Origin of the sequence: Halomonas sp. 113, assembly GCF_904067645.1 — a bacterium.
Taxonomy (GTDB): domain Bacteria; phylum Pseudomonadota; class Gammaproteobacteria; order Pseudomonadales; family Halomonadaceae; genus Vreelandella; species Vreelandella titanicae.
The window spans coordinates 3393563-3405763 of the sequence record NZ_LR881453.1; the positions used below are offsets into that span (position 1 = coordinate 3393563).

The window sequence follows — 12201 nt, forward strand, 5'->3', positions numbered from 1 at the left end:
TGCCCCAGACCCACCTGCAAGGAGCAACCCGGTTTGGCAGTGGTGAACCACCACGTTAGAGAGCCTCAATAGGTGTTTGCTGTAAGCCACCAACCGCCAACGATGACAGATGAAGTAGGATCACTGGCTCAGGGACTTGATATTGACCGCTTACGCGGCCAATAAAAAATACTGCGGCTTATTGACAGGCAGAAGGCTCATAGGTGTTAGGCTAAAGCTCGAGTGCGCTCTATGAATAATATGTACGTATCAAAGAACTCTCTTGAATCAAAAATTAACTCATCAATTGTATCTAGCAATAATTTCTGCTGTTTGGATCCATTAGCATGATATTTATACGGTATCTCATTATAAGACCCTTTAGGGGTAATACAAGGAAAGGAATGCCTGTCTACTAAATCTACAATACGCTTTGCGACTATTGTTAGCCTTTTAAACAAGTAACTTATTTCTTCATTTGAAAAGCAAACATGAGGGTTTCTCTCCAGCTCTATAAAATCACATAAGGGATCAATAAGTCGACTATCAAAGTTAGGAGAGAATAGTTCCTCCTTGAGGGGAACAATAAAAGATTCATAGTTTAATCCCACCTTAACCTTCTCAATGGAATATCGATCACTATCCTCCATACAAGAAGACGCGATGCTTCCATAAAACCTTTCTGCCACAATTTTATGTTTATTGATTAATGACTCAATATCATCCCAAAACAAAACACCAATATCAAACAGTCCATTCTCCCGGTTAGAGATGCTAGTGGATCTAATGTGATCTTGCACTTTTGTAGCTCTAGATGCAGTTGTGACAAATATTAGAATTTCCAGTTCTGAAGGAAAGTGTTTTGCCTTCTCTATCTCCTTTTTTATTTCTTCTATATCTATATTTTTTTCAGGATATATCTGTTTACCTTTACACTGAATTCCTGTGTATTTTCCTGAGCTTTCAGATTTTCCATAGATATCAACCCCATGCTGAGTCGATCCCTGCCGACCATACCTCTGGACTAAATCATCATTCCATTCTCTCTTGAAAAGATCAGAGCACAGCTCTTCAAAGTCATCCCAAGATTTTAGTGGTGGATATTGATATTTTATCAATTTATACCCCCCTGTGAACGTATTTAAACTGAAGCCTAAAAGCGTATTAGACGGCGCGCTCTATGATTGAATGAGCCTGCTGGCACTTTTTTCCCGCAAATGCAGCCTGCCAGATTCTCTCAAGCCTATGACTCTTTAAGATATTAATTCCCATTAGGCTATATATCCAAACTCGCGCTCCTGCTGCATTTCCCGGCATGACCGCTTTGGGTCGTCAACTGCAGCTCCACTATCAGAGTAGCTTGAAGCTCTGCACCCGGCCAGGAGCGGGATTTTAGCAGTCACTAATATAGCGCTTTAACACCGCATTATCGTTGGGAATCACTCTTAAATGCTTTGTTATAAATATGCTACCAATAAATGTGGTCAGGTGCTTCAGGGTGAACAACCGAGTTATTTCCTGATAGCCATATTTTTTGCTTCTCCCATATCTGTTTTACACTTGAGTATGCAGATACAACAGGTAACTCATGATTTGATGAAGCTATTGCGTCTATATCTGCGAGCTTTCTATCGCATAACGACTTTAATTGGTCAAGAAACTGCATTGCAGAAGTATTACAAGACACATTAGGGAAGTTAACAAATATAAAATTAAAAATGTCAACATATATATTTTGTAGAGACGTATCTGTATCCGGAGGGTTGATAAGATCAACGAATCCAAACCACCTAATATTATTATGAGCTGCTACTTTCCCCAACACTCTTGAAGTGTTACAAGCATAAGCGAAAACATTGAATGGCCCTCCATTAGATAATGTCACCAAATTATCAACAGTAAAAGTATCATTACCTTGTTGGTCGCAAAACTTATTACTATCCCCATGAGACATTGCAAAAACATTTCTCGATGTTTGGGTTAGCTCAGAGACTAGGTTTGCAGCTGTGGCATCATTAGATAACAATGAAATAGTCGGATTGATACCACAATTGACATACACCTCATAATTACAAAGTGTCGCTTCATCATAACTAGTAACGAATGAAATCATACTATTTCTTATTAGCCTCTCTACTAAGTAGGTCTCTAGCTACTCTCAAAACTTCAACTGAGTAAGAAATTCCGACTTCTGTACCATTATGGATTTCTCTAGCCATTTCTCCAGCAGTGACAGACTGACCACTAAGTGTTTTATATATAACAACTTCAGCAGGTGTAACTTCATCTACTAGCTTAGAAAAAATATCTCTTCCGGCTGTTCTTACGTATTCACGCTCCCAGTTCAGTGTCACCTCAACACCTAAAATTTCTCCAACCCCAGCAATAAACTTCCTAAGAGAAGGCGATCTAGAAGCAGCTAATCTTATATTAATATCTTGACTAACTAGCTCAAACTTCTCATCCAGTTTGAAAAGTCTTGTAGCTAGGTACCTGGGATACGGAATATCGTCAGGTAGAGATACTCTTGATAACAACTCGCTTGCTCGCTCTTGGTTCCTAGCTTTCATTTTTACTGCGTTTAGATCAGCAAACAACCAGGATTCAATTTCAGGAACCGCTGTGAAAACAGTGATATCTGAATCATCAATATTATATTTAGCTGCTGCTTTTCGTTCAGATTCAAAGTTATCATTTGAATCTAAGTCGACTAACACTGCCACCTTAGATTTAGATTCTCTTTCAATGATTTTTTTTGCTTTTTGTTTTGCACTAATAGCACCTTTTGCAGCAATAAATTCTATTTGGTCAGTAGGGATTCCTGCCGCTGACAGGAACGCAGAAGCTAGTCTCCCATCAAAATCACTTTCTACTATTAAATACAAATAATTATTCATATATTCTTCACTGTATTGAATATTCATAACAAGTATTAGACTGCCCACCTTATAACTGGTAAACGCGCCTGCATGTTTATCCGATAAATGCAGTCTAAAAAACAAATCCATTTATTAATAGTTTTAGTTAGGCTGCATATCCAAAAATTCGCTCCATTGCTGTATTTCCAAGAATGACCGCTTTGGGTCGAAAGGCGTCATTTGCTAATTTGCTCATAAAACACCACCCTACCCGCTATTATTTCCATCCCTTCAATCGGCTGTTCGTAGCTCCAGGCAATATCTTTATTTTCGCCTAGCGAGAAATACACCGTGCTGCCTTTAAACGGGCAGTGGGTCGTCGTTTCTGAGGTGGTAAGCAAATCCATCCGCACATCTTCACGCGGGAAATAATGGCGCGGCGGGTACCCTCGCTCGCGGAGTTCGAGGGCTTGGCTGGAGTCGGCAAGCAGCTTGCCATCAACATGCACCTGCACACGTTGGCTAACGGAGTGAAGCTCGATGCGAGGTGCCTGTGGCATTCGGTTGTTCCCTGCGGCTTTTTTAGCTCTAGTAAAATGAGCCTAGCAGCAAAGTTCGTTGAATCCCATGCTCTCCTCATCACACTTTAGGCTACGGCCATGACCTGGATCAGGTTTTTGCCACTGCTCTCTAATGCACTACAACTGTCCTACCACTGCGGTGCTCTCGCCCTTGCCTGAGTGCTCAGAAACAGGCCGATTACAATCAGCCCAGCCCCAATGAAATCCGCCATGCGCAACGGCTCCCCAAGTATTAGATAAGCGAGTAGTACGCCGAAGAACGGATTAAGAAGGTGATAACTCGATGCCGTCGAGGCGCCGCTGATGCGGATCAGCACAAGCCAGAGACTCATTCCGCCGATGGTGACGACAAGTACCAGATGTGTCATCGCCATTATCGTTGCGGCAGAAGGCACGGCAAGCGGCTGTTGTTAGAACTCGTGATGGCTCAGGCGTCACAAAAACGTGCCACTAAGCAACTGGCGGACTTCCTTACGCTTTCGTCGGCAATGAAGTCGCAACATATTAGCGCCACTCAAGCCGATGCCACCCTGCCCTAGTACCGGTATCAGTTGATGCCAACCAGCCAGTGCTTAGCTCACCTGGCGTATTTCCTCCACCGTTTTGGGCAATGGCCGTGAGGCTTAACTAATGATGCTACTAGAGTTTTCTTACTATCGCGTCATCCGGGGCCAGTACATCGCCATCACCGGTCTGAGGGGCCATATAGGGCACCGGCTGCCCTGTTGACTTGTCGATAAGCAGGGAGTGCTGCTCGCTGTGTGAAAACAAGTTGCGCTCTCCCCACTGTCGCAGAGCCACCACCACAGGAAATAGACTCTCGCCCTTGGCTGTCAGCACGTATTCCTGATAGGCCGTGCCATCAGATGCAGGCCGAGTTTCCAGGATATCCGCTTCAACTAACCGACGCAGGCGTTCGGCCAGAATATTGCGAGCCATGCCCAGGCTGCGCTGAAAGTCACCGAATCGCCTCATGCCGTCAAAAGCATCTCGTACAATAAGCAGCGACCATCGATCCCCGATAACGTCGACAGAGCGTGCCACCGGGCAGGTTTCAGTATGTGTGGATTTGCGGCGGGGCATGATATTTGCCTTCCATGTATTTATGGCAATTTATATAGTTGCATTTTAAAACCAGGTTACCTACAATCCAACTAGTTTTTATTTGAAACCAGCTGGATGAGAGGTGGCTATGAAGGCGTCTTCGGTACTGCCTGTATCGCTTCGTGATGACAGCAAACCGGTCGTCAAAACGGATATGCCGCGTGGCTTAGTGCTACTTTTCGCCGCGGCCAGCGGCTTAAGTGTCGCCAACGTCTATTACGCACAGCCACTGTTAGATGCTCTGGCCCTGGATTTCGGTATCAGTCATGCAGCCGTTGGCGGTGTGATCACGGCCACTCAGGTCGGCTGCGCCTTGGCCTTGCTACTGCTCGTTCCACTAGGGGATCGGGTGAATCGTCGTCGCCTAATGGCGTTGCAATTGTTGGCGTTGGTGGCCTCTTTAGTGGTGGTAGCAGTATCGCAATCCACCTCGATGCTGCTGGCAGGAATGCTCGGTGTTGGCTTGCTCGGCACAGCGATGACGCAAGGGTTAATCGCCTATGCGGCTAGCGCTGCCGCCCCTCATGAACGGGGTCGTGTCGTCGGGGTAGCGCAAGGAGGTGTTTTTATTGGCTTGTTGCTTGCCCGCGTATTCGCTGGTGGTGTAAGCGATCTGGCCGGCTGGCGAGGCGTCTACTTGTGTTCTGCGGTCATAATGCTGGTAGTGGCACTACCGCTGTGGCGTCGGCTGCCGACGCTAAAAGCTGCATCAGGTTCCATGAGCTATCCACACCTGATTGTCTCTATGTTGGTGTTATTGCGGGAAGAACGGGTGCTACAAATTCGCGGCGTGCTGGCGATGCTAATGTTTGCTGCCTTCAACGTTTTCTGGAGCGCCCTGGTATTGCCACTTAGCGCGCCACCCTATGAGTTTTCTCATACGGCCATTGGCGCATTTGGCTTGGCTGGCGTAGTGGGAGCCCTTGCCGCCGCTCGCGCCGGAAAATGGGCAGATCGAGGACTCGGCCAGCGCACCAGTGCAGCTGCGCTGGTGTTGCTGCTGCTAGCGTGGGGGCCACTATCATTGATGGAGTGGTCGCTATGGGCGCTGATCATCGGGATTGTGCTGCTTGATATGGGTGGGCAGGCTCTTCACGTCACTAATCAGAGCATGATTTTTCAAACACGTCCTGAGGCACATAGCCGCTTATTAGGCTTGTATATGCTGTTCTATTCGATCGGCAGTGGCCTGGGCGCCATCAGCACGACAACCGCCTATGCTCATGCAGGTTGGCAGGGTGTGTGCATTTTAGGCGCTTCGCTAAGCCTATTGGCGCTAGCGTTCTGGGCCACGACCCGGCGTTATATGCCGCATGAGGCTTCATGAAACAGAGATAATAACCAGGAGGCCAAGATGAATGAACTAGGCTTGCAAGCTGACGCGGATACACGCGGGCGACGCTATCTCTCAAAGAATGCTACTCAACGAGTCTTCCCTTCGAAAGCAGCCATCTCGGCACTGGAAGCATTTGATGAGCCGCTGCCGATGCAGGGATTTCCCACTGAGAACACGCTAGCGCTCCTAGACGATACTGGGTCACCAGCGACAACAGCATCCAATAGTCCACGCTATTTCGGCTTTGTGATAGGTGCCTCTCTACCCGTCGCAGCCGCTGCTGATCGTCTTATGCTGGCTTGGGATCAGTGCGCTTCGACCTACGATAACTCACCAGTATCAACCACCTTGAAACGCATCACTGGCCGATGTCACGACTTATTTGCGCCTGATTGGCCAGTGCATCGACCTCTCTAACCAAGTTCACGACGATGAGCCCAAAATGGATGATCTGACCAACGCCGCTCCAAGCTATATTGGCCTTGCCACTCCTTGATAAAGCGGTTAATTCCCCTGTTTGCGCGAAGCGCATACTGTTCTGCCGCTTGCAGGTCATGCCTGTTCAGCCAATCGGTGATTACCGGTGCCGCTGCCAAACCGTCGCCCAGTGCGTTGGAAATTCCCGAAGAGGTCAAAGGATCAAAGGTAGCCAGGGCATCGCCCACTGCGATCCAGCCCGGCCCAGCTGCTTGGGTCACAAAACCGCTGTATGCAGAAAAGCAGGTAAGCGAGAGTGCGTGCTGGCGAGAAGGTTGCAGCCACTGTTGTAGCTCTTCTGTCTGGCCCCAGAGCGCATAGAATGCTTCGCTATTTCGCAGCCCCTTCTGGCGCACAACGGATGCATCCGACATCAACGCCAACAGTGCTGAACCATCTGGCAAACCGGTAGCGTACCACCAGCCGTCAGCAACCGATTCCACCAGGGTTATGCCCTCCAGCCTGCTGGCATTGGGCCATTTACACGCCACCGCCACCAAATCGTCGAGACGCTTTCGCTCTACCCCCAGTCGCCTGCAGAGGGTAGCTCCGCGCCCGGAAGCATCGACGAGGTAACGACAACTCAGTAGGTGCTGTTTGTCTTGATACGTTATTTGCAGTTGCCACTCGCTACTATCCCAGCGTAGAGATTCCAACACCGCAGGCGTTAGTAGCTGCGCGCCTTTTTCACCACTGGCTTGACGCAGATCCTCGTCAAAGCGCTCCCGATCTAGATGCCAGCCATCCCCTGTCGAGCGATGGAGAAAATCGTCGAACCTGCGCTCTCCTGCCCATAGGGAGAGATTGGTGTAGTAGGGTCGATGCCCTCTCGCCCCAAGGTCATTCGATATACCCAGCAGCCTCAATTTAGCGACTACGTCAGGCGCTGCGGATTCCCCCACTTTGAAGGCCTGCCGGGCGGGCTTGTCTAGTATCGCCACCCGCTCGACCCCCGCCGCTATCGCGGCGAGAGCCGTGGCGCAACCGGCAGGGCCAGCGCCGAGGATAACGAGATCGAAGTCAGTTGCCATTCGGTGTGAAAGGTCGGGGTAAGGTGCGTGCAACCTCTACAAAGCGGCGCTCTCCTTGAACCTCTTTTTCCATCACGAACCCCAGCCGCGACCAGTACTGCACCATCTGTACGTCGTCGGCAAAGGAGATGAAATCTCCCCGCATCTGATCGAAATCGGTGCCGATCCAGGCAACCTGCCCTCCCGTCTGCTCATCCGGTATCGGCATAGTCGCCTGGCGTACTCCCTGGGGTTTCGGCTCCAGGTAGACGAATTCAGGCCGCTGTGCGGGCCACCACCACAAGACTCGTTCACCGATGGGTTGTGAGGAGCACTCATTGAAGTCTGCCTGCCAGGGTATGGCCATGTAGCGAGTGAGATCCCCGGGCTCCATCGCAGTAGGCGTAAAGCCCAGGTTGAGTGGCCCTTCGGTGGGCGGTGCGGTATTGATACGGAAAGGGTCGTCACGATTGTAGATGGCTCGATTGCGGGTGATCCAGGTGAGCTCGATACCGGGAGAAAACGCACCTCCTACACAGTTTTCCAGAACATTGCGTGTCAGTGATTGAGGGCCATTATCGGCAACAGGCTCGTTGACAAAGTGCCCCGCCGCCCACTGTTGAACAAAGAAGAACTGGGTATCTGTCAAACGTAGATAAGTGGATGTAAACGTCCCACCGATAAGACAGTTGTCCCCCGCTAGGTAGGGCATCATGGTGGCTCCCCGCCCGGAGATAATGGAGTTCTCAGCTGCCGGTGGTCGTAGAACATCCAGAATCCAATTGCGCAGGCCACGGTAGTGATCCTCATGATCCGGTACCGCTCCCAGCATCTCCATGTCGAAGCTGTGGGGCTTGGGAGGGATTGCCGCAACCCAGGCGTAGGTGGTGGCCCGTTCCAGTAGTGGTTTTATCTCGCTCTGGAAGTTGGGCTTGTAGCCATCGGATCCGCTTTGCCACATGCCCTGATTATTTATCTGTGGGTTGTGTCCAGCACGCACAGCGCTGTCGAAGATGGTGTCCCAGAGCGTTACCAGGTTGGCGATCTCTGGCGCATAGGAAGGTGGCGCCACAGACACCCAGGCCGGATCAGCCGGATTGCTGCTGCCATTGTCCCATTCGATTACCGCGCTGACTGGGCCGTCACCGGTGTCGTCCCACCAGCCATCATTATTAGCGTACTGTTTGATCACGGCGCTTTCATCTTCGGTTCCGGAAACACCCAAACCGCCCAACACCAGCAGGCGGCCGGCTGCGTCGGTACGCAGCTCTCCTAGGGTGTCGATACACTCCCGATTGGGATACAGAATGCCCTTAGGGAAGTTTGCGCCCTTATAACCCTCGGGAATTGTATTGCGGTCCATGGGGACGGGACCGGCATCGGCGCCGCTTATCTGGCGTGGCCCTGGGTCGATAATCAAGCTGTGTCGGTCCTCCACATCGGCGTTGCGCAAGGGATGATTGCTGGCGTAGCCCTGCTCTCCCTCGTTGGTGGCGAACTCATACCAACTGGCTTTCTTGTTCGCCATGTGCACAGTCCAGGTGATCGTCTTTACTCCGGGCGTATCCAGGGTGATCTCTTCGTCGCCGTGAAAAATATGAAAGCGCGCAGCCTGGCGGCACATGCGTCCCTGTTCATCCCGGAAGTCATCCTGGGTGAAGTCTCTTCCGTCGAGGTTAATGGGCAGACCGCGATATGTCTCGGGGCCGATATAGCATTTTTCCGGCGCGTTCCCCACACGGGCAATGCCAATAGGCGGGTAAATTTTATAGTCAGTCATGATGATTTCCTTTCAACGTTAGCCCATTACAAGCCCAGCGCTTTGGCTGACGTCACTATCTCTTTGTCGCCTGCCAAGGCTGTCTTAAGGTGCGTGCGCAATGCGTTTTCCCTGGGTGATGTCGACAGCTGATCGAGCTCGTCTTCAAGCTCCTGCGTCAGTTCCCCAAAGGTGCGATTGGTATCGCTTCTGTAGCGCCATGCCGGTGCGGCATTGGGGCCAACGGAGCTGTCGCCGTCGGCAAAGGCCGGGGTAGACATCAACGCTCGGGCAAGATGCGGCAGCACCCGGTGCATGATTGAAAGGACGACACTGAAATAAGGGTCGGAGTCGCCAGCCTTGAATGTGGCTTCGAAGGCGTGCAGCATCAGGCTGTAGTGATCATCGAAGCTGTCAGACAGCCGCTTGGCCTGCGGGTTGGTGTAGTCGCTGCTATCGGGATTGGAGATGATGGGGAGCGTCGCCGGGAAATTGGCGCTGTCGAGTGAAACTTCGCGGAACTTGAGGAAATGACTCAGCTCGTACGGGGTGCCGAGGATGGGCCCGTAGGTGCCATCGGTACGCTTGCCATAGTGGTTGTAAGTACCGAAGCTCTCAACCGGAACCAGAGGCTTTTCAGGGGGAACGGTTCCCTCTCCTTGCTCGACGATTTCGTTAACCGCCGCGTGGAAGCTCTCCTTGTCCATCACTTCGTTGACATTACCGCCAAATTTGCCGAGATAGATATTGGTTCTTTGCCGACCAGGAACACCGGTTGTACTGAAGGGGTTTCCGGGATAGGCATCCACCGCCGCAACCAAGGCGCCGTACAGCTGCGCGATGCTGTCGTAGTTGTCGCCCTGAGGAGGCGCGCCGTACTGCGACGGGCTTTCGATGGCGGCAAAGACATTAGCGAATACATCGGGGGATGCACGAAACAGGCCGACCATAGGGGTCGTCTTCGGGTTGGCCTGTGGCATATAGCCGGGGAAAGTAGGAACCGCATCGCCAGTAAATTTGGGCAGCGCGCCCAAGGCAACGATGATGTTGGCCGCCTGGTTGACATGGAACATCTCCTCCATCGCAACGCTGCGCAGGGTCTGGTAGACATGGCTCCCGGCGTCTGAAATGGAATAGAGTGCCGAGAGGTAGACAGGTATAGTGGTAAATTCCACCTGTAAAGCGAGCTGCGCTGCCTCCTGGAGATCCTGCAATACGGGTACACTGGTGCTTGTAAGCCTGTCGAACAGGCCTGGAGAAACGTTCTCTCTCGCTGTTTCTGATGGCGCCATGGTTTTCATCTCCTTATGTTTCGTTACCCCGATTAGCCTGTTTCCGCGGCAGGTGGTGGGAATCCGACGCCTGCCGTCATTAACGGCGTCGAGGCCCCGTGCGGCCAGGCGTACTCTTACGCTTTTTTGCGTAAAGTGTTGATCTGAATGTGTGGCCAGCGGGTCGTGCCGCCATCAGTGCCGAATTGAAATTCAAAATACTGAATCTGCTCGTACTGCAACTGCAGAACTTCCTGGCCGTTTTCAAAGACAGTCTCAATCCACATCCGCAAGTTCATCTCGGTTACGCGAGCAAATCGCTCTACGAATGGGGTGTTCAATAGTCCACCCTCGGATCCGCCAGCCTCCCGGGTGCGCATCTCAATCAGTACGAAGCTTTTGATCTCCTGATCCTGAATGGCATCGCGCAAGCGAAGATCGGGACGCACCGAATAGGGGTAGTGATCGTCGGCCAAAATGCGCTGTGTGTAGGTTCTGTTGCCGCTTGGATCTCTCTCCGCAAGACTGGGGTCGTGAACCCAGGGCGGCGCCGGTTCATCGAGATTGATGGGGGTGTCAGCGGTGGTGCCTGCCAGCCCCATACTTGGTGAGATGGCCAGGTGATTGGGATCCCAGGCGGCTGTGCCATGGGGAAATTCCGGTTTCCCCTTCTTTTCGGAGTCTGTACCCAACAGCAACACAGTGCTGCCATGGGGAATCGTGCCGCTGCGGGAGACCGTATAAGGAGGCACATACACCGGGCCGTCGGAGCCGGCGCCCGCCGATAATTCGGGATAACCGATATCGGTCATGATGGATTCGTCGTCGGCGGGATGGTTGTAAAGAGTACTCAACCAGAGGTACATACCGTTTTCGTCATGAAGCAGGTTGCCATCGAGATCATGAATACTCTGTTCGTACTTTACCGCTCCGCTGAACTGCTCGTTGGCGCCACCGCGGTTGCGTACTCCGCCGGGGACTAACGTAAAGGTAAGCTCCTCCTTATAGTCTTGGCAGAGAAAATGAAACTTGCCGGGAATGGTTTCGGAGTTGGTTCCTGGGGAAGGCAGGCAAGTGGTATGTAATCCCCACCCGGTCGTTTTGTTGTCTGGGTTGTAGTTGACCCAGGTTCCCGCCAGCTGTTCAAGAACGCCGTAATTTGCAGGCTCTTTGAGTACAGCAGGGGTATATCTCGGTTGTTGGGTAGGCATGATTTCAACTCCCCCTTGTTATTCTTGATCTGCTATTTTTGTCGCTGTTTCCTAAGGTAAGAAACGTAGCCGTACGCTATTCATTCGAATCTGGTCAACTCTAGGGAGATGGCTCCTCACTCACTCTCGACGATCATGCGGGAGTATGGTGAGGTGGAATTCAGCAGAGTGCGTGCCGTGTGGGCACTCTGCGCATGAGCCGTGTCATTATGGTGTTATTAATATTTTAGTATTCAGCCTAGCACCGAAGAATGATTTGTCCATGTGACTTGTTCTTTAATGCTTGGGAACGAAAGGCGGCTTCGAATGAGCGGTGTGCCCAGGTAGGCGTCACCCAGCGAGTATTTCTATACATTCTCCTGGAGTTTCAATCCTTGGTGGATCGCACCATGCACATGAGGTGGATCTGGAGCAGATCAATAGTTTGGCGGAGGATAAAGATATGTTGTCAGAAAACCTGGAAAATCTGGTGCAAAAAGAGCGTCAGGAGGGACGTCAAGAAGAGCGTCGAGAAGCTGAGCAGCGCGCTTTGGAAAGCGGCTCACTAAGCGAGGCTCAACTTTATCAGCCGACACTATAAGTTCGCACCGAAGCAGATGATCAGATGATCAGATG

Annotated in this window: 13 protein-coding genes; 3 read left to right on the plus strand and 10 right to left on the minus strand. The window is 51.1% G+C overall.

Annotation, left to right across the window (positions count from 1 at the left end; translation table 11 throughout):
• Nucleotides 1-206: 206 nt before the first annotated feature.
• The 6 genes from YERSI8AC_RS15990 to YERSI8AC_RS16015 all read right to left on the minus strand — a co-directional run bounded on the left by YERSI8AC_RS15990 (nt 207) and on the right by YERSI8AC_RS16015 (nt 4501).
• Nucleotides 207-1097: a restriction endonuclease gene (locus tag YERSI8AC_RS15990; RefSeq protein WP_159177064.1), complete on the minus strand. Its 891-nt coding sequence runs from the start codon at nt 1095-1097 to the stop codon at nt 207-209.
• 350 nt (nt 1098-1447) lie between these two features.
• On the minus strand, nt 1448-2092 hold the full coding sequence (locus tag YERSI8AC_RS15995; RefSeq protein WP_159177065.1) for a hypothetical protein: 645 nt from the start codon (nt 2090-2092) through the stop codon (nt 1448-1450).
• Between the two features lies 1 nt (nt 2093).
• Nucleotides 2094-2876: a DUF4276 family protein gene (locus tag YERSI8AC_RS16000; RefSeq protein ID WP_159177066.1), complete on the minus strand. Its 783-nt coding sequence runs from the start codon at nt 2874-2876 to the stop codon at nt 2094-2096.
• Between the two features lie 197 nt (nt 2877-3073).
• Nucleotides 3074-3397: a DUF427 domain-containing protein gene (locus YERSI8AC_RS16005; protein WP_159177067.1), complete on the minus strand. Its 324-nt coding sequence runs from the start codon at nt 3395-3397 to the stop codon at nt 3074-3076.
• Nucleotides 3398-3546: 149 nt separating this feature from the next.
• Nucleotides 3547-3786, minus strand: a complete 240-nt coding sequence (locus YERSI8AC_RS16010) for a DMT family transporter (RefSeq protein WP_236557317.1) — start codon at nt 3784-3786, stop codon at nt 3547-3549.
• Between the two features lie 271 nt (nt 3787-4057).
• A complete protein-coding gene (locus YERSI8AC_RS16015) occupies nt 4058-4501 on the minus strand; it encodes a winged helix-turn-helix transcriptional regulator (RefSeq protein ID WP_159177068.1) in 444 nt (147 codons plus the stop codon).
• Nucleotides 4502-4610: 109 nt separating this feature from the next.
• Between YERSI8AC_RS16015 and YERSI8AC_RS16020 the strand changes: the two genes are divergently transcribed.
• Together YERSI8AC_RS16020 and YERSI8AC_RS16025 are read left to right on the plus strand one after the other, a co-directional pair.
• The gene (locus YERSI8AC_RS16020; RefSeq protein WP_159177069.1) at nt 4611-5849 is read left to right on the plus strand and encodes an MFS transporter; all 1239 of its coding nucleotides are present in this window, start codon (nt 4611-4613) and stop codon (nt 5847-5849) included.
• Between the two features lie 27 nt (nt 5850-5876).
• The gene (locus YERSI8AC_RS16025; RefSeq protein ID WP_201304231.1) at nt 5877-6275 is read left to right on the plus strand and encodes a hypothetical protein; all 399 of its coding nucleotides are present in this window, start codon (nt 5877-5879) and stop codon (nt 6273-6275) included.
• On the opposite strand, the gene YERSI8AC_RS16030 is transcribed toward YERSI8AC_RS16025, so the two are convergent.
• From YERSI8AC_RS16030 to YERSI8AC_RS16045, 4 genes are all read right to left on the minus strand, one after another.
• Nucleotides 6272-7366: a tryptophan 7-halogenase gene (locus YERSI8AC_RS16030; RefSeq protein ID WP_159177070.1), complete on the minus strand. Its 1095-nt coding sequence runs from the start codon at nt 7364-7366 to the stop codon at nt 6272-6274. The genes YERSI8AC_RS16025 and YERSI8AC_RS16030 overlap by 4 nt on opposite strands.
• Nucleotides 7356-9125: a LodA/GoxA family CTQ-dependent oxidase gene (locus YERSI8AC_RS16035; protein WP_022522646.1), complete on the minus strand. Its 1770-nt coding sequence runs from the start codon at nt 9123-9125 to the stop codon at nt 7356-7358. The genes YERSI8AC_RS16030 and YERSI8AC_RS16035 overlap by 11 nt, the downstream gene beginning before the upstream one ends.
• A 26-nt stretch (nt 9126-9151) precedes the next feature.
• Nucleotides 9152-10396: a ferritin-like domain-containing protein gene (locus YERSI8AC_RS16040; RefSeq protein WP_022522645.1), complete on the minus strand. Its 1245-nt coding sequence runs from the start codon at nt 10394-10396 to the stop codon at nt 9152-9154.
• A 116-nt stretch (nt 10397-10512) separates the two neighbouring features.
• Nucleotides 10513-11586, minus strand: coding sequence for a peroxidase, FMP-type (locus YERSI8AC_RS16045; RefSeq protein WP_022522644.1), 1074 nt, complete (start codon nt 11584-11586; stop codon nt 10513-10515).
• Nucleotides 11587-12028: 442 nt separating this feature from the next.
• Between YERSI8AC_RS16045 and YERSI8AC_RS16050 the strand changes: the two genes are divergently transcribed.
• Nucleotides 12029-12166, plus strand: a complete 138-nt coding sequence (locus tag YERSI8AC_RS16050) for a hypothetical protein (RefSeq protein WP_162484071.1) — start codon at nt 12029-12031, stop codon at nt 12164-12166.
• Nucleotides 12167-12201: the final 35 nt, after the last annotated feature.